We start from the raw sequence: 16,904 nt of genomic DNA on the forward strand, positions 1-16,904 counted from the left end.
CCACCGGGAGGAGGAGCGCCCCCGCGCCCCGCGCGAGGATCACGCGCGCGAGCCGCGTGGCCGCGACGACCGCCGTGGCCGTGACCGTGACGAGAACCGGCGCGACCGGCGCGACCGCGACGACCTGGGCCCGCCGGTGGTGGGCTTCGGCGATGCGGTGCCGGCCTTCATGCTGATCCCGATCCCGCGCACCAAGCGCGAATACCGTGCGTCGGATAACGACGCCGCCTGACGATCCCGGCGCCTCCCAGGCCGGCCGGGTTGCCGGGGCGGGCCTGGGGCGTCACTCTCCTTCACGCTGAGATCGCGCCACCGGCCGCCCGCCTTCCGGGCCGCCGGCGGGCCGAGGAGGAAACGCCCATGAACGTCGTCACATCGCAGACCCGCCCCGCCTTCAACTGGGAAGACCCGCTGCTGCTGGAGGACCTGCTCAGCGAGGATGAGCGGATGATCCGCGACGCCGCGCGCGCCTATTGCCAGGAGAAGCTCTTCCCGCGCGTGCTGGAAGCCAACCGGCACGAGGTCTTCCACCGGGAGATCATGAACGAGTTCGGCGAGATGGGCTTCCTGGGCGCGACGCTGGACAGCCACGGCTGCGCCGGCGTCAACTACGTCTCCTATGGCCTGATCGCGCGTGAGGTGGAGCGGGTCGATTCCGGCTACCGCTCGGCCTTCTCCGTGCAGTCCTCCCTCGCGATGTTTCCCATCTGGGCCTATGGCACCGATGCGCTGAAGGACCGCGTGCTGCCCGGCATGCAGCAGGGCAAGCTGGTCGGCTGCTTCGGCCTGACCGAGCCCGATGCCGGCTCCGACCCCGCCTCCATGCGCACCCGCGCCAAGACGGTGGATGGCGGCTACCTCCTTTCCGGCTCCAAGACCTGGATCACCAATTCCCCGATCGCCGATGTCTTCGTGGTCTGGGCCAAGGACGATGCCGGCGACGTGCGCGGCTTCGTGCTCGAGAAGGGCATGAAGGGCCTGACCGCGCCGAAGATCGAGGGCAAGTTCAGCCTGCGCGCCTCGACCACCGGCATGATCATGATGGACGAGGTCTTCTGCCCGGAAGAGAACAAGCTGGACGTGAAGGGCCTGAAGGGCCCCTTCTCCTGCCTCAACCGCGCCCGCTACGGCATCGCCTGGGGCTCGCTGGGCGCCGCCGAGTTCTGCTGGCACGCCGCGCGCGACTACACCATGGGCCGCCAGATGTTCGGCCGCCCGCTGGCGCAGACGCAGCTGATCCAGAAGAAGCTGGCCGACATGCAGACCGAGATCACGCTGGGCCTGCACGGCGTGCTGCGCCTGGGCCGGCTCTTCGACGAGCACCGCGTGGCGCCGGAGATGATCTCCCTGCTGAAGCGCAACAACTGCGGCAAGGCGCTGGATATCGCCCGCGTCGCGCGTGACATGCACGGCGGCAACGGCATCGCGGACGAATACCATGTCATCCGCCACGTGATGAACCTGGAAGCCGTGAACACCTACGAAGGCACCCACGACGTCCATGCCCTGATCCTGGGCCGGGCGCAGACGGGCCTGAACGCCTTCTTCTGAAAGGCTGGAGGGGCGCCGTCCCTCCAGGCCTCCCCGCTGGGGTGACAGTGTCACCCCAGACCCCGCCATCAATTTGGTGCTGGTGGCACGGTGGTTCCGCCGGAGGTCATGGACCTCCGGCGACCGCGGCTTCAGCCCGCGTGGCCTTTTTCAAATTCCAACGCGCACGGCTGGCGCCGCGCCGCGTCTTTCAGCCCCAATTTGAAAACTGACAGCGGGGTCCGGGGTGGACTTTCCACCCCGGCGGGCGCGAACGTATACGTTCGCGGGGGCAGCGCTCCTGGCCTGTCCTCAGAGTGCCGCCAGCACCGTCTCCGCCTTGGAGACCTCGAAGGCGCCGGGCTCCTCGATGCCCAGGTAGCTCACCACCCCATCCTTGGCGACGAGTGCGAAGCGCTGGCAGCGGATACCCATGCCGCGCGCCGTCAGGTCCAGTTCCAGCCCCAGGGCCTTGGTGAAGGCAGCCGAGCCATCGGCCAGCAGCAGCACCTCGTCCTGGATGCCCTGGTTCTCGCCCCAGGCCTTCATCACGAAGGGGTCGTTCACCGCCATGCAGGCGATGGTGTCGATGCCCTTGCCCTTCAGCGCCGCCGACTGCTGCACGAAGCCCGGCAGGTGCTTGGCCGAGCAGGTGGGCGTGAAGGCGCCGGGCACGCCGAAGAGCACCACGGTCTTGCCGCGGAACAAGTCCTCCGTGGACAGTTCGCGCGGCCCCTGCTCGGTGGCCTGGGTCAGCTTGGCCGTGGGGATGGTGTCGCCGATCTTGATGGTCATGGTGGCGTTTTCCTGCCGGTATGGTCAGCGGTGACTTTTACGCCATCGGCTTTCCTGTCAACCGTGGTGCTTGCACGCCGCCCTTCGCCCCGCCATCTTCGAGGAACCATGGCGAGACGCGCGAGCGAGCACGAATTTCCCGAGGCCAAGCTGCCCCGTTCCCCCGATGGCACGGTTGGGGAAGGCTACCTGGGCGGCCAGCTTCTGGTGGCGATGCCGGGCCTGACGGACCCCCGTTTCGCCCGCGCCGTGATCTGCGTCTGCGCGCATTCGGCGGATGGTGCCATGGGCATCGTGCTGAACAAGCCGCTGGAGACGCTGAGCTTCGAGGAATTGCTGAAGCAGCTTGAGGTGCAGCCCCTGCCGCCGCAGCGCCAGATCCGCCTGCTGGCCGGCGGGCCGGTGGAGGGCGGGCGCGGCTTCGTGCTGCACACCGCCGATTGGGAAAGCGATGCCAGCCTGAAGGTCTCCGGCGACCTGGCGCTGACCGCCAGCGTGGATATCCTGAAGGCCATCGCCGCCGGCGGCGGGCCGCGCCAGGGCCTGCTGGCGCTGGGCTATGCCGGCTGGGGGCCGGGGCAGCTGGAGACCGAGATCCAGCGCAATGCCTGGCTGAATGTCACGCCGGATGAGGCGCTGCTCTTCGACAGCCAGCCGGATACCCAGTGGCGGCAGGCCCTGGCCAAGCTGCGGATCGACCCACTGCTGCTTTCGGCCAGTGCGGGCCACGCCTGACGCGAGGAGTTCTGCGCGGCGCGTCTCCGTGCCAGGATGCGTCACTGCCCCCTGGAGGAAACCAAGACAATGGATATCGCGGTCGAGACACCCTTCATCCGCCTGCACCCGGAAGATACGGTATTGATCGCCCGGCGCGCGGCGCCGGAAGGCACGCCGGTCGCGCCCGGCATCGTCTCCGCCGCCCGCATCCCGCCCGGGCATAAGGTCGCTGTCCGCGCGCATCAGGCCGGCGAGCCGGTGAAGCGCTACGGCCAGATCATCGGCTTCGCAACGCAGCCCATCGCGCCCGGTGACTGGGTGCATGTTCATAACTGCGGCATGGGCGAATTCACCAAGGACTATGCCTGGGGCGTGGATGCCAAGCCCACGCTCTATGTGCCCGAGCCCGCCACCTTCATGGGCATCGTGCGGCCGGATGGGCGGGTGGCGACCCGCAACTACATCGGCATCGTCACCAGCGTGAACTGCTCGGCCCATGTGGCCTCGATGATCGCGGATGCCTTCAAGCGGAACCCGTTCATCGGCAACGACCCGCTGGCCGAATACCCCAATGTCGACGGCGTGGTGGCGCTGACGCACAAGACCGGCTGCGGCATGGGTGACAATGACGGGCTGCGCATCCTGCGCCGCACGCTGGCGGGCTTCGCGCGGCACGTGAATTTCAGCCATGTCATCGCCATCGGCCTGGGCTGCGAAGTCAACCAGATCTCCGGTTTGCTGGAGGAACAGAACCTCGCCGGACGGCTGCGCAACATGGACATCCAGACCATGGGCGGCACCCGCAAGACGGTGGAAGCCGGCATCGCCTTCGTGAAGGAAGTGCTGGAGGAATCCAACAAGGTCCACCGCCAGCCCGTGCCGGCCAGCCACCTGACGGTGGCGCTGCAATGCGGCGGCTCGGACGGCTATTCCGGCATCACCGCCAACCCGGCGCTCGGCGCGGCCTCGGACCTGCTGGTGCGGCATGGCGGCACCGTCATCCTTTCCGAGACGCCGGAAACCTATGGCGCCGAGCACCTGCTGACCCGCCGCGCCACCTCGCGCGAAGTGGGGCAGAAGCTGGTGGACCTGATGCGCTGGTGGGAGGACTACGCGGCCCGCGGCCAGGCGGAGCTGAACAGCAACCCCTCCCCCGGCAACAAGGCGGGCGGGCTGACCACCATCCTGGAGAAGTCCCTCGGCGCCATGGCCAAGGCCGGCACCACCAACCTGACGGCCGTCTACGACTACGCGGCCCCGGTGACGGAGAAGGGCTTCGTCTTCATGGATACGCCGGGCTACGACCCGGTGGCGGCCACCGGGCAGGTGGCGGGCGGCGCCAATATGGTCTGCTTCACCACCGGGCGCGGCAGCGTCTTCGGCTGCAAGCCCGCGCCCTCCATCAAGCTCGCCACCAACAGCGCCATGTACGAGCGGATGGAGGAGGATATGGACGTGAACTGCGGCACCATCCTCTCCGGCCGCGAAAGCGTCGAGGAATGCGGCCAGCGGATCTTCGAACTGATCCTGCGCGTGGCTTCCGGCGAGCATACCAAGAGCGAAAGCTACGACTTCGGCGCGGCGGAATTCGCGCCATGGCCGATCGGGGCGACGATGTAAGAGAGAAGGCCAGGGGGAATGAATTCCCCCTGGAACCCCTTCTTTCTTCTTCGAGTCCGCCAGCGGGCCTGGACGGCGCCTGAACTGACAAAAAGAAGATGGGGGTCCGGGGGAATTCCTTCCCCCGGCCTTTCTTTTACTCCTGCTCGATCATCTTGCCCCGCGTCTCCGGCAGCCGGGCGACGCAGACCAAGGTGATGACGGCGATCAGCGCGATATAGCTGGCCAGAATCCAGGGCGTGCCATTGGCCAGCGCCAGGAACCAACCCGCGCCCAGCGTGCCCACCGAGCCGATCAGCGCGCCGATCTGCTGCACAAAGGAAATGCCGCTGGCGCGCATACGGGTGGGAAACAGCTCCGCGAAGAAGGCGGCCTGGGGCGCGTACATGGCGGCATGGCCGATGGCCAGCGTGCCGACCAGCATGATCCAGATCAGCGGCTCATGGTCGCCATAGACCACCCAGAAGGTGGGATAAACCAGCGCCAGGTTGACCGCCGCGCCCAGCAGATAGACTGGCTTGCGGCCGATGCGGTCGGAGAGCATGCCGAACAGCGGCAGCGCGATCAGTTCCAGGATGATGGCGATCAGCGTGGCTTCCGTCATCACGCTGCGGTCGATGCCGCGGGAGACGGCATAGGCGGTGATGATGACGGCATAGGTGGTGAAGACCGTCGCCTCCAGCAGCTTGGCGCCGATGCCCAGGATCACCGGGCGCGGATATTCGCGCAGCATGCGGGACAGCGGGTTGGGCTCGCGCTGGGCGCCCTCGCGCTTGAACAGCGGCGATTCCGAGAGATGCAGGCGGATATACATGCCGATGCCCACCAGCACGGCGCTGAGCAGGAAGGGAATGCGCCAGCCCCAGGAAAGGAAGGCCTCTTCCGACAGCGTCGAGGTCAGCAGCGCGAAAAGCCCCAGCGGCAGCACGAAGCCGGCCGGCGCGCCCAGCTGCACCAGGGCGCCATAGAAGCCCCGCGCGCGGGCGGGCGCATGTTCGCAGGTGATCAGGATGGCGTTGCCCTGCTCGCCGCCGATGCCGAAGCCATGGATCAGCCGCACAATCACCAGGATGATGGCACCGGCCGAGCCGATGGTCTCATAGGTCGGCAGCAGGCCGACGATGAAGGTGGCGATGCCCACCATCAGCAGCGTGGTCACCAGCGCCGACTTGCGCCCCTTGCGGTCCCCGATGATGCCGAAGACCAGGCCGCCGATCGGCCGCGCCAGGAAGCCAGCGGCATAGGTGCCGAGCGCCACCAGCGAACCCACCAGTGGGCTCAGCTCCGGGAAAAAGAGCTTGTTGAAGACCAGGGCCGAGGCCGTGGCATAGATGAAGAAGTCATACCATTCGACGGTGCTGCCGATGCAGGAAGCCAGGGCCACCTTCCGCAGCATGGCGGGGGAAGCTTCCGTTGGCGCGTCCGCCGCGGCCGGAACGGTTGTCGTGCTCACATCCAATCCTCCTGTGCATCGGCAGAGGAAGGACGCGGGCCGGCATGGGCACCGGGAAGCGGTGCGGCAGTTTCCGCACGGCGGTGGGTCGTTTTCCTCTGCGCGATGTTGTTCTGCCCCCGCGCTGGGGTCGTACAGGTCTACTACCATACATGAATAGTAGGCAAGTCACCCTGAGGGCATGCGTCACACTGTCAGCAGCCGCCGCACCGCCTCTTCGTCCAGCGTGCCGGACCGTCCGGCCAGCGCCACCTCGCCCCGCACCAGGATGGCGAGCTCGTCCCCCAACTCGCGGGCAAATTCGTAGTATTGCTCTACCAGAACCACCGCCATGTTCCGCTGCCGGGCCAGCAGGGCGATGACGCGGGCGATGTCTTTTATGACATTGGGCTGGATGCCCTCGGTGGGCTCATCCAGGATCAGCAGGCGCGGGCGCGCGGTCAGGGCGCGGGCAATGGCCAGCTGCTGCTGCTGCCCGCCCGAAAGGTCCCCGCCCCGCCGGCGCAGGAACTGCTTCAGGATGGGGAAAAGCTCGAAGATGTCGTCGGAAAGCTTCGAGCCGCGCGGCGCGGCGGCCAGGGCGGTTTCCAGATTCTCCTTCACGGTCAGAAAGGGGAAGATCTCCCGCCCCTGCGGCACATAGCCAATGCCGGCCCGCGCCCGGTCGGCGGCGGCAAGGCCGGAGATATCCCGCCCCTCCCAGACGATGCGTCCGCCCCGAATGCGCTCCAGCCCCACGATGGCCCGCATGAGTGAGGATTTGCCCACCCCGTTGCGCCCCAACACGCAGGTGATCCGCCCCGGATCGGCACCGAGGGAGACGCCGCGCAGCGCCCGGCTGGCGCCATAGAAGAGGTCGATGCCTTCCACCCGCAGCATGGCTCAGCGTCCCAGATAGACTTCGATGACCCGTGGGTCGTTCTGCACATGGTCGATGCTGCCTTCGGAGAGCACCGTGCCCTCGCAGAGCACCGTCACCTTCTCCCCCAGCGCCCGGACGAATTCGAGGTCGTGCTCCACCACCACCACCGAGCGCTGCCCGGCGATGCGGCGCAGCAGGGCGGCGGTGTGCTCCGTCTCCTGATCCGTCATGCCGGCCACGGGCTCGTCCACCAGCAGCAGCTGCGGCTCCTGCATCAGCAGCATGCCGATCTCCAGCCATTGCCGCTGACCGTGGGATAGGATGGCGGCACGGTCCCGCGCCCGTTCCGCCAGCCCGATCTCCTCCATCACGCCCTCGATGCGCCGGCGCGCCTGGGCGCCCAGCACCCAGCGCAGGCAGGACCAGGAGTCGCGCGGCGCCTTCAGCGCCAGTTCCAGGTTCTCGAAGACCGTCAGCGCATCGAAGACCGTGGGCTTCTGGAACTTGCGGCCGATGCCGAGATTGGCGATGGCGGGCTCGTCCAGCCGCGTCAGGTCATGCTCGCCGAAGCGCACCACGCCGGTGGTGGGGCGGGTCTTGCCGGTGACGATATCCATCATCGTGGTCTTGCCGGCGCCATTGGGGCCGATGATGGCGCGCAGCTCTCCCGGTTCGATGATCAGGGAAAGGTTGTTCAGCGCCCGGAAGCCATCGAAGACCACCGAGACGCCATCGAGATAGAGGGAGGAGCCGCTCATGCCGATCACCGCCCCGGCCCCTTGCTCATCAACCCCACCAGCCCACGCGGCAGGAACAGCGTGACCGCCACGAAGAGCCCGCCCAGCACAAACAGCCAGAGGTCCGGCGCAAAGGAGGTCAGCCAGGTCTTCAGCGCATTGACCGAGAAGGCGCCCAGCAGCGCCCCCACCAGCGTGCCGCGCCCGCCGACCGCCACCCAGATCACGGCCTCGATGGAATTGCCGGGGCTGAACTCACCCGGATTGATGATGCCGACCAGCGGCACGTAAAGCGCTCCCGCCAGCCCCGCCAGCATGGCGGAAAGCACGAAGACCGAGAGCTTCACATGCGTGGTGTTGTAGCCCAGGAAGCGGACGCGGCTTTCGGCATCGCGCACCGCCACCAGCACGCGGCCGAGCTTGGACTGCGTGATGTGGCGGCAAAGCAGCAGCGACAGCCCCAGCACCGCCAGCGCCGCGTAGAACAGCATGGCGCGCGTGCCGCCGGAATTCAGCGGCATGCCCAGCAGTTCCTTGAAGTCGGTGAAGCCGTTGTTGCCGCCGAAGCCCATGTCGTTGCGGAAGAAGGCCAGCATCAGCGCATAGGTCATGGCCTGGGTGATGATGGAGAGATAGACGCCGGTGATGCGGGACCGGAAGGCGAGGTAGCCCACCACCCCCGCCAGCAGCCCCGGCACCAGCAAAGCCATCAGCAGCGCGAAGGGAAAACTGGAAAAGCCCCACCAGGTCCAGGGCAGTTCCGTGTAGCCCAGGAAGACCATGAAATCCGGCAGCACCGGGTTGCCATAGACGCCGCGCGGCCCGATCAGCCGCATCAGGTGCATGCCCATGGCATAGCCGCCGAGCGCGAAGAAGGCGCCGTGGCCGAGGCTGAGGATGCCGGCATAGCCCCAGGCTAAGTCGATCGCCATCGCCAGCACGCCATAGCAGATCCATTTCCCCGTGACGGCAACAAGGAAGTCCGAGACATGCAGCGCCGAATCCACCGGCAGGCGGTTCAGCAGCGGCAGCAGCGCCAGGATGGCGAGGCCCGCCAGCAGCAGCCCGCGCAGGACCAGCGCGCCATGCAGGCGCGGCGGCGGGGCCAGGGTGGTTGTCGCGCTCATTGTTCCGCAGCCCTTCCCTTGAGGGCGAAGAGGCCCTTCGGCCGCCGCTGGATGAAGAGCATGATGCCCACCAGCACGGCGATCTTTGCCAGCACCGCCCCCGCCCAGGGTTCCAGCATTTTGTTGACGAGGCCGAGGGTAAAAGCGCCGATCATGGTGCCGGCGAGGCTGCCGACGCCGCCGAAGACCACCACCATGAAACTGTCGATGATGTAGCCGGTGCCGAGGTTGGGGGAGACATTGTCGATCTGGCTCAAGGCCACCCCCGCCATGCCGGCGATGCCCGAGCCGAAAGCGAAAGTCATGGCATCCACCCGCCCGGTGCGGATGCCCATGGTGCTGGCGATGCGCCGGTTCTGCACCACCGCCCGCATCTCCAGCCCGAAGCGGCTGAAGCGGATGGCGGCGACGGTGACAGCCAGCACCAGCAGCGCGAAGAGAATGATCCAGAGCCGGTTCTGCGTCACCTCCACCCCGCCGGGCAGGGTGACGATGCCCTGCATCCAGGCCGGGCTGGTGACTTCCTGGTTCTGCGCGCCGAAGATCAGCCGCACCGCCTGCTGCAAAACCATGCCGACGCCGAAGGTCATCAGCAAAGTTTCCAGCGGGCGGCCGTAGAGATGGCGGATCAGCGTGCGCTCCAGCGCCACCCCCACGGCGGCGGCCACCAGGAAGGCGGCGGGCACGGAAAGCGGCAGCGCCCAGGGCGCCAGCGGCGTCGCGCGCAGCAGGCCCTGCACCACCACGGTGGTATAGGCGCCCAGCATCACCATCTCGCCATGCGCCATGTTGATGATGCCCATCACCCCGAAGGTAACGGCCAGACCCAGCGCCGCCAGCAGCAGCACGGAGCCGAGCGAGAGGCCCTGGAAGGCGGTCTCGGCCGCGCGGCGCAGTTGCAGCCGCTTGTCGATGGCGGCGATGGCACCGTCGATCTCGGGCGCGAGGTCCGGGTTGGCGGCACGCGCTTCCAGCAGCAGGGAGCGTGCTTCCGGCGAGCCGGTGCCGCCCAGCAGCACGATGCCCTGGCGCCTCGCCGCGGCATCCGGCGCCGCGAGGCGGGAAGCGGCCAGCGCCTGCGCCATGGCGGTGCGGGCGCCGGCATCGCTCTCGCGGCCCAGTGCGTCCTCCAGCATGGCGATATTGTCGGGGCTGCGGGCGCGGAACAGGCCTGCGGCGGCGGCGATGCGCGCGGCCGGATCGGGGGATGCCAGTTCCAGCCGGCCAAAGGCGCCACGCAGGGCGCCGCGCACGCGGTTGTTGATGCGCACCGCCTCCAGCCGGCCCGTGGGGGCCGGCGCGCCGGTCAGCGCCTCCCGCCCGCCGAGCACCAGCACGCCTTCCGGCGTCTTTTGCAGGTGGCCTTCGGACAGCGCGCGCAGCAGCGGCAAGGCCCGCGGGTCGGCCAGGGCACCGAGGCGCTCCACCGCCTCCGCCTGGGCCGCGAAGCCGCCGGAAAGCCCGGCGGCGGCATTCTCGAAACCCTCCTGCGCCCGCAGCGGCCCCGCCAGCAGCAGGAGCAGAGGCAAGAGGCGCAGGAGCCGCAACATCAGCCGGCCTTGGCGCGGCTGGCGTTCTCGGGAATGTAGGGGGACCAGTTCTCGGCCTTGATGGCCTGCGGCGTCTTGTAGACGATGCTGAACTGCCCATCCGCCTGGATCTCGCCGATCATCACCGGCTTGGAGAGATGGTGGTTCTCCCACATCTGCTCGGTGTAGCCGGAGGGCGCATCGACCTTCTGGCCATACATCGCCGTGCGCACCGCATCCACCGCCGTGCTCTTGGCCTGGGCCACCGCCTGCGCCCACATCCTGAAGCCGGTATAGGTGGCCTCCATCGGGTCGTTGGTGACGCGCTTGTCGTTCTTGATGTAGCCGCCCCACATCTTCTTGAACTCGGTGTTCACCGGGCTCTCGACGCTCATGAAGTAGTTCCAGGCGGCCAGGTGGCCGACCAGCGGCTTGGTGTCGATGCCGGCCAGTTCCTCCTCGCCCACGCTGAAGGCGACGCAGGGAATGTCCTCGGCCTTGATGCCCTGGTTGCCCAGCTCACGGTAGAAGGGCACGTTGGCATCGCCGTTGATGGTGGAGACGATGGCCGTCTTCTTGCCCTGGCCGGCGAATTGCTTGACGCGGGAGACGATGCCCTGCCAGTCGGAATGGCCGAAGGGCGTGTATTCTTCCAGGATGTCGGCGTCCGCGATGCCCTTCTTGTTCAGGAAGGCGCGCAGGATGCGGTTGGTGGTGCGCGGATAAACATAGTCGGTGCCCAGCAGCACGATGCGCTTGGCGCCGCCGCCATCCTCGCCCATCAGGTATTCCACCGCCGGGATGGCCTGCTGGTTCGGCGCGGCGCCGGTATAGAAGACGTTCTTGCTCTGCTCCTCACCCTCGTACTGCACGGGATAGAACAGCAGGCCGTTCAGTTCCTCGAAGACCGGCAGGACGGATTTGCGGGACACCGAGGTCCAGCAGCCGAAGGTGACATCCACCTTATGCACCTGCAGCAGCTCGCGCGCCTTCTCGGCAAAGAGCGGCCAGTTGGAGGCGGGGTCCACCACCACGGCTTCCAGCTTTCGGCCCAGGATGCCGCCCTTCTTGTTCTGGTCCTCGACCATCATCAGCACGGTGTCGCGCAGCGCCGTCTCGCTGATCGCCATGGTGCCGGAGAGCGAATGCAGCACACCCACCTTGATGGGGCCGCTGCCCTGGGCGAAGGCGGGGCGGATGGCCGGCATCGCCAGGGCACCGGCGGCGCCAGCCAGCAAGGCGCGGCGGGAGAAGGGGGTCCGGACGGTCATGGATCGCTCTCCTGGGGCAATGGCGGGGGCCGCCTTGCAATGGATGCGCCCAGTCTCGCGGCAATCCTTCCGCGGGCGTTATACGTCAAATGACGTAGGCGGGGCCTGCTTGACCCTGCGGCCGGCCCTGCCCCACTCTTCCCGCCAGAGCACCCCCAGGGACATCGCATGGCGACACGCCAGCGCATCATGCGCATCCGGCGCGACTACAACCGCTGGGTCGCCGACGAGACGATGGAGGACTATGCCCTCCGCTTCACGGCGGAAAGCGCGCGGAAATGGTCCGCCTTCCGGGTGGCCAATACCGCGCTGGGCTCCATCTCCTTCCTGGCGCTGGAGGCGATCGGCGGCGCCCTGACCGTGGCGCATGGTTTTACGAATAGCATCGCCGCGATCCTGTTTATTTCCGTGCTCATCTTTGCCGCCTCCCTGCCCATCTGCCTGAACGCGGCGCGGGCGGGAGTGGATATCGACCTGCTCAGCCGTGGCGCCGGCTTCGGCTATATCGGCTCCACCATCACCTCGCTGATCTATGCCAGCTTCACCTTCATCTTTTTCGGCATCGAGGCCGTCATCCTCGCCGCCATGCTGGGCAGTTTCTTCAATGTCCCGCTCTGGCTCGGCTACATTCTCTGCGCCGTGGTGGTGGTGCCGCTGGTCACGCATGGCATCACTTTCATCAGCCGCGTGCAGACCTGGACGCAGCCGGTCTGGCTGGTGCTGAACGTGCTGCCCCTGGTGGCGCTGCTGGTGGCGCATCCCGAATGGATCGAAGGCTGGACCGCTTACGAGGGCGAGCATGGCGCGGGCGGCTTCAACCTGCTGGCCTTCGGCGCCGCCGCCTCCGTGCTTTTCGCGCTGATCACCCAGACCGCGGAACAGGTGGATTACATCCGCTTCCTGCCGCCACGCAGCACGCAGAAGCCCTGGGTCTGGTGGGGCGCGCTGCTGGCGGGCGGGCCGGGCTGGATCGTCTTCGATGTGCTCAAGCTTCTGGCGGGATCGTTCCTCGCCTATGCCGGGCTGCAGGCCGGGCTCTCCGTGGCGCAGGCGGTGCAGCCGGCGGAGATGTACCGCCTGGCCTTCGGGGCACTGATCGGCTCGCCCGTGCTGGTGCTGATCGCGACATCCGTTTTCGTCGCGCTCTCACAGATCAAGATCAACGTCACCAATGCCTATGCGGGCTCGCTGGCATGGTCCAACTTCTTCTCGCGGCTGACGCATAGCCATCCGGGCCGCGTGGTCTGGCTGGTCTTCAACATCGCCGTCGCGCTGCTGCTGATGGAGCTTGGCGTCTACAACACCATCGAGCAGGTGCTGTTCATCTATTCCAATGTCGCGGCGGCCTGGATGGGCGCGCTGGTAGCGGACCTCGCCGTCAACAAGCCGCTCGGCCTCAGCCCGCCCGGCATCGAGTTCAAGCGGGCGCATCTCTACGACGTGAACCCGGTGGGCGTCGGCAGCATGCTGCTCTCGGTGCTCGCCTCCTTCCTGGCCTATTACGGCTTCCTGGGCGCGCTGGCGCAGGCCATGTCCACCTTCATCGCCTTCGTCACCGCCTTCGCCGCCGCACCGGTGCTGGCCTGGGCCACCGGCGGGCGCTTCTATCTGGCGCGCAAGCCGCGCGCCGCCTGGGCGCGGAAATCCGCCCTCTCCTGCGTCATCTGCGAACATGACTTCGAGCCGCGCGACATGGCCTATTGCCCCGTCTACACCGGCCCTATCTGCTCGCTCTGCTGTTCGCTGGATGCGCGCTGCGGCGATGGCTGCAAGCCGCATGCGCGCCTCTCCGCCCAGGTCATGACGCCGCTGCGCGCCGCCCTGCCGGCACCGCTGCTGCGCGCGCTGTCCACGCCGGTCGGCTCCTTCACCGTGGTCTTCCTGCTCATCGCTGCCACCATCAGCATCGTCTTCCTCGGCATCCGCGCCCAGGCACCGGCCAGCGCCGACCTCGACGCCGCCTTCTGGAAGGCTTTCTTCGTGCTGATGGTCATCGGCGGCATCACCGCCTGGACGCTGGTGCTGGCGCATAACAGCCGCGCCGTGGCGCAGGAGGAAACCCGCCGCCAGACCAGCCTGCTGATGAGCGAGATCCGCGCCCACAAGCGTACCGACACCGCGCTGCAAAAGGCAAAGGAGAACGCCGAGGCCGCCAATATGGCCAAGAGCCGCTACGTGATCGGCATGTCGCATGAGCTGCGCTCGCCGCTCAACGCCATCCTCGGCTATGCGCAGCTGCTGGAACGCGACCCCGCCATCCCGGAACGCCGCCGCGACGGCCTGCGCACCATCCGCCGCTCCGGCGAGCATCTGGCGGCGCTGATCGAGGGCCTTCTGGACATCTCCAAGATCGAGGCGGGACGCATCGAGCTTTACCGCGACGAGATCCGCTTTCCGGACTTCCTGGACCAGATCGTGCAGATGCTGCGTCTGCAGGCGGAAGCGAAGGGCATCGCCTTCTCCTTCGACGCGCCGCCCCGCCTGCCGGAGATCGTGCATACCGACGAACGGCGGCTGCGGCAGATCCTGATCAACCTGCTCTCCAACGCCATCAAGTTCACCCGTGCCGGCAGCGTCACCCTGCGCCTGCGCTTCCGCTCCGAGGTCGCGGAATTCGAGGTCATCGACACCGGCATCGGCATTGCCGAGGAAGACCTCGCCCGTGTCTTCGAACCCTTCCAGCGCGGCGCCAATGTTCATGCGCCCTCCACTCCCGGCGTCGGCCTCGGCCTCACCATCACCAGGACGCTGACGGAGGTGATGGGCGGCGAGATCTCCGTCACCAGCAGGCTGGGCGAAGGCAGCCGCTTCCGCGTCCGGCTGCTGCTCTCGGGCAAGGGGCATGCGCCGGCAGTGGTGGAGCGCCCCATCACCGGCCGCGCCGGCGCCAGCCAGCCGCTGCGCGTGCTGGTGGCCGATGACGACCCTGCCCACCGCGCCCTGGTGGCCGACCTGCTGGAGCCGCTGGGCTTCGCCACCCGCCTCGCCAGCGACGGCGCCACCTGCCTGGCCCTGGCGGCGGAGGAAGCGCCGGATCTCTTCCTGCTCGACATAGCCATGCCCGGCATGACTGGCTGGGACCTGGCGCGGCGGCTGCGGGAGGCAGGGCAGACCGCGCCCATCGTCATGGTCTCCGCCAATGCGCTGGAACTGGGCCCGCCCGGCGAAGGCCAGCACCATAACGACGTGCTGACCAAGCCCATCTCTGTCACGGCCCTGCTGGAGAAGATCGGCCAGTTGCTCGGCATTTCCTGGACCTTCGCGGACCCGCCGCCCACTGCTGCCCCCGCCGCGCGGCTGACGCCGGCCCAGGCCGCCAACCTGCGCCAGCTCGCCGCCATCGGCTATGTCGGCGGCATCCGCGAACGGCTGGACGCGCTGGAGGCCGAGGCGCCGGAAGCCGCCCCCGCCATCGCCGCCCTGCGCGGCTATATCTCCGACTACCGGCTCGATGCCTTCATGGCCGCGCTGCCGGAGGAAGACGCCTGATGGAACGCCGCGACATCGTGCTGGTGGTGGATGACGCGCCCGGCACCCTGGGCCTGCTGAACGACACGCTGGAATCCGCCGGCTATATGGTGCTGGTGGCGCAATCCGCCGCCGCCGCCATGACCGTGATCGAGCGCATCACGCCCGATATCGTGCTGATGGATGCCGTCATGCCCGGCATGGACGGTTTCGAGGCCTGCCGACGCATGAAGCGCAATGCATCGCTGATCTCGGTCCCCGTCATCTTCATGACGGGCCTGACGGAAAGCGAGGACGTGGTGCGCGGCTTCGATGCCGGCGGCGTCGATTACGTCATCAAGCCCGTGGCGCCCGATGAGGTCCTGGCTCGCATCAGCGCCCATCTGGCCAATGCCCGCCTGACCCGCAGCGCCCATGCCGCACTGGATGTCGCCGGCCGCTTCCTGCTGGCGGTGGACCGCGACGGCACCGTGCTCTGGGCCACGCCGCAGGCCGCCAGCCTGCTGCGCCTGGCCAACCCGGCCGATGCCAGCCTGCCCGGCTGGCAGCCCCTGGCCGATGCGCAGGTGCCCCGCCTGCCACCCGTGCCGCTGCCCGATGGCCGCCGGCTGGAATTCCACCATGTCGGCCAGATCGAGCCCGAGGAACTGCTGCTGCGCGTCACCGCCACCGACCCTAAGCGGGAGGAAGCGGTGCTGCGCGACCGCCTGGGCCTGACGGCGCGCGAGGCCGAGGTGCTGCTCTGGCTCGGCCGCGGCAAGAGCAACCGCGACATCGCCGAGATCCTGACCATGAGCCCGCGCACGGTGAACAAGCACCTGGAAGGCATCTTCGCGAAACTCGGCGTGGAGAACAGGGCTTCCGCCGCCGCGCTGGCGGTGCGCGTGCTGGGTGGCGGGTAAGGCCAGGGGAATGAATTCCCCTGGACCCCTTCTTTTGTCTTCGAGTTCACCAGACGAAACATGCGGCTCCAAGACTGGAAGAAAAAAGATGGGGTCTTGGGGGAATTCCTTCCCCCAACCTTCTTCCCGCCCCGCCCCAGCCTTGGCAGAGTGCCGCCCGATGCCGCTCCCCCTCCCCCGCCACCAACGCGCCCATGGCCGGGCGGAGCTGGGCTTTGCCCGGACGGAGCGCGGCACCGTGCTGCGGCACCTCTTCCATGCCGCGCCGCTGCGCGTGCTGTTCCCGACACCGGAACCGGACGACCTGCCGCTGGCCGCGCTGGTGAATGTCGGCGGCGGCCTGGCTGGCGGGGATTCGCTGGAGATCGAGGCCAGCCTCGCGGCCGGCGGCGGCGCCAGCCTGACCACGCCGGCCGCCGAGAAGGTCTATCGCAGCCTGGAGGAGCCGACGCGCCTGTCCACGCTGCTGGATGTCGCCGAGGGCGCCACGCTGGAATGGCTGCCGCAGGAGACCATCCTCTTCGACGGCGCGCGGCTGGAGCGGCGGATGCAGGCCCGCCTCGCCCCCGGTGCCCGGCTGCTGGCGGCGGAGATGCTGGTCTTCGGCCGTGTCGCGCGCGGGGAACGGCTGGGGCACGGGGCGCTGTTCGATTCCTGGCGGCTGTGGCGCGGCGGGCGGCTGCACTGGGCCGATGCCACGGATCTGTCGGGCGATATCGCCGCGCGGCTGGCGGCGCCCTTCGGCTTCGCGGGTGCCGAGGCCAGCGCCCTGCTGCTGCTGGCCGCCAGCGAGGAGGAAGCCAGCGCGGGCCGCGAGTTGCTGCGCGAGGAGGGGCATGAGGCGACGCTGGCCCGCCCCGGCCTGCTGCTGGCGCGCTTCCTGGGCCCGGCGG

General features: G+C 68.2%; 13 protein-coding genes and 1 pseudogene. 7 read left to right on the forward strand and 7 right to left on the reverse strand.

The genetic code is table 11. The features are described 5' to 3' along the window. Together IBL25_RS17550 and IBL25_RS17555 are read left to right on the forward strand one after the other, a co-directional pair. Nucleotides 1-232: pseudogene (locus tag IBL25_RS17550) on the forward strand (DEAD/DEAH box helicase); the annotation flags it as partial. 128 nt (nt 233-360) lie between these two features. Next, on the forward strand, nt 361-1,551 hold the full coding sequence (locus IBL25_RS17555) for an acyl-CoA dehydrogenase (protein WP_187779832.1): 1,191 nt from the start codon (nt 361-363) through the stop codon (nt 1,549-1,551). A 291-nt stretch (nt 1,552-1,842) separates the two neighbouring features. On the opposite strand, the gene IBL25_RS17560 is transcribed toward IBL25_RS17555, so the two are convergent. Beyond that, entirely contained in the window at nt 1,843-2,325 is a 483-nt protein-coding gene (locus tag IBL25_RS17560; RefSeq protein WP_187779833.1) for a peroxiredoxin, read from the reverse strand. 108 nt (nt 2,326-2,433) lie between these two features. On the opposite strand from IBL25_RS17560, the gene IBL25_RS17565 reads away from it, so the two are divergent. Further along, the gene (locus IBL25_RS17565; protein WP_187779834.1) at nt 2,434-3,060 is read left to right on the forward strand and encodes a YqgE/AlgH family protein; all 627 of its coding nucleotides are present in this window, start codon (nt 2,434-2,436) and stop codon (nt 3,058-3,060) included. A 69-nt stretch (nt 3,061-3,129) separates the two neighbouring features. Further along, nucleotides 3,130-4,662 (forward strand): UxaA family hydrolase, encoded by a 1,533-nt coding sequence (locus IBL25_RS17570; protein ID WP_187779835.1) that lies wholly within the window; start codon nt 3,130-3,132, stop codon nt 4,660-4,662. A 136-nt stretch (nt 4,663-4,798) separates the two neighbouring features. Here the strand turns inward: IBL25_RS17570 and IBL25_RS17575 are convergent, their stop codons facing one another. The 6 genes from IBL25_RS17575 to urtA all read right to left on the reverse strand — a co-directional run bounded on the left by IBL25_RS17575 (nt 4,799) and on the right by urtA (nt 11,641). Then, nucleotides 4,799-6,115 (reverse strand): MFS transporter, encoded by a 1,317-nt coding sequence (locus IBL25_RS17575; RefSeq protein ID WP_367615634.1) that lies wholly within the window; start codon nt 6,113-6,115, stop codon nt 4,799-4,801. A 186-nt stretch (nt 6,116-6,301) separates the two neighbouring features. Next, nucleotides 6,302-6,994 (reverse strand): urea ABC transporter ATP-binding subunit UrtE, encoded by a 693-nt coding sequence (gene urtE / locus IBL25_RS17580; protein ID WP_187779836.1) that lies wholly within the window; start codon nt 6,992-6,994, stop codon nt 6,302-6,304. Between the two features lie 3 nt (nt 6,995-6,997). Next, nucleotides 6,998-7,735: an urea ABC transporter ATP-binding protein UrtD gene (urtD, locus tag IBL25_RS17585; RefSeq protein ID WP_187779837.1), complete on the reverse strand. Its 738-nt coding sequence runs from the start codon at nt 7,733-7,735 to the stop codon at nt 6,998-7,000. A 5-nt stretch (nt 7,736-7,740) separates the two neighbouring features. Further along, nucleotides 7,741-8,841, reverse strand: a complete 1,101-nt coding sequence (gene urtC, locus IBL25_RS17590; protein WP_187779838.1) for an urea ABC transporter permease subunit UrtC — start codon at nt 8,839-8,841, stop codon at nt 7,741-7,743. Beyond that, on the reverse strand, nt 8,838-10,370 hold the full coding sequence (urtB, locus tag IBL25_RS17595) for an urea ABC transporter permease subunit UrtB (protein ID WP_238940511.1): 1,533 nt from the start codon (nt 10,368-10,370) through the stop codon (nt 8,838-8,840). Before urtB ends, urtC begins: the two co-directional genes overlap by 4 nt. A 20-nt stretch (nt 10,371-10,390) precedes the next feature. Further along, a complete protein-coding gene (urtA, locus tag IBL25_RS17600) occupies nt 10,391-11,641 on the reverse strand; it encodes an urea ABC transporter substrate-binding protein (RefSeq protein WP_187779840.1) in 1,251 nt (416 codons plus the stop codon). Nucleotides 11,642-11,809: 168 nt separating this feature from the next. Here urtA and IBL25_RS17605 point away from each other — a divergent pair, with 168 nt between their 5' ends. From IBL25_RS17605 to IBL25_RS17615, 3 genes are all read left to right on the forward strand, one after another. Beyond that, a complete protein-coding gene (locus IBL25_RS17605) occupies nt 11,810-15,130 on the forward strand; it encodes a hybrid sensor histidine kinase/response regulator (protein WP_187779841.1) in 3,321 nt (1,106 codons plus the stop codon). Then, nucleotides 15,130-16,011, forward strand: a complete 882-nt coding sequence (locus IBL25_RS17610; RefSeq protein WP_120640761.1) for a response regulator transcription factor — start codon at nt 15,130-15,132, stop codon at nt 16,009-16,011. Before IBL25_RS17605 ends, IBL25_RS17610 begins: the two co-directional genes overlap by 1 nt. A gap of 160 nt (nt 16,012-16,171) precedes the next feature. Continuing rightward, on the forward strand, nt 16,172-16,904 hold a 733-nt coding region (locus tag IBL25_RS17615; RefSeq protein WP_187779842.1), incomplete at its 3' end, for an urease accessory protein UreD.

The organism is Pseudoroseomonas ludipueritiae (genome assembly GCF_014490445.1).
Lineage (GTDB): Bacteria > Pseudomonadota > Alphaproteobacteria > Acetobacterales > Acetobacteraceae > Pseudoroseomonas > Pseudoroseomonas ludipueritiae.